1 protein-coding gene is annotated in these 902 nt (G+C 49.9%); it reads left to right on the forward strand.

Going from position 1 to position 902, the window contains the following annotated elements:
• Window positions 1-902 (forward strand): hypothetical protein (locus ACFQZI_RS19845; protein ID WP_377145614.1); only part of this gene is annotated, 902 nt, incomplete at both ends.

Consider the following 902-nt stretch of genomic DNA (forward strand, 5'->3'; position numbering starts at 1 on the left):
TAAGCACGGCGGAGATCAGCACGGCCATCAACCAGCTAACGACTGCTTTAGAAAATTACCGGTCGGAACGCCTGGAAGCGATGAAGCCCAAGCAGGTTGAAAAAAGGCAGCTAACCGAACAGGAACGCAAAGCGGCCATAGCTTACCTGAAAAGTCCCGACCTGTTAGCCCGGACAAAACAGGCGATCGCACAAAGCGGCCTGGTGGGCGAAGAAACCAACAGCCTGATCGCCTACCTCACCTATACGAGCAGAAAACGGCATACCTCACTGCACCTGATGTGTCTGGGTGCCAGCGGAACGGGCAAGACCTGGTTGCAGGAAAGAGTAAGCGCACTGATGCCTGAAGAAGATAAAATAGAGATCACCACGCTAAGCATGAACGCTTTTTACTACTTCGGCAAGGAAGAACTGAAACATAAATTGCTCCTCATTGAAGATATGGACGGCGCGGAAGCGGTACTGTATCCATTGCGTGAGCTGCAAAGCAAAAGAAAGATTAGCAAGACGGTAACGCTGAAAGACAGCAAAGGCAACCTGAAAACGGTAACGCTGAATGTAGAAGGCCCGGTTTGCATATCCGGCTGCACCACCAGGGAGCAATTGTATGAAGACAATGCGAACCGCTGCATCTTACTGTATATGGATAACAGCCCGAAGCAGGATAAGAAGATCATGGACTACCAACGTAAGCTAAGTGCCGGGCTGATCGACCAGTACGCAGAAAGAAAGGTCAGGGAGCAGGTAAAAAATGTACAGCGCATCCTAAAACCCATCAGCGTCAGAAACCCTTATGCCACTTTCCTCAACCTGCCGGAAGCTGTTTTCAAACCACGGCGTACGATGCTGCTGCTGTTAATGTTTACTGAAACGATCACGTATTACCACCAGTACCAAAGGGAA

This window comes from Mucilaginibacter lutimaris (assembly GCF_042676625.1).
Taxonomy (GTDB): domain Bacteria; phylum Bacteroidota; class Bacteroidia; order Sphingobacteriales; family Sphingobacteriaceae; genus Mucilaginibacter; species Mucilaginibacter lutimaris.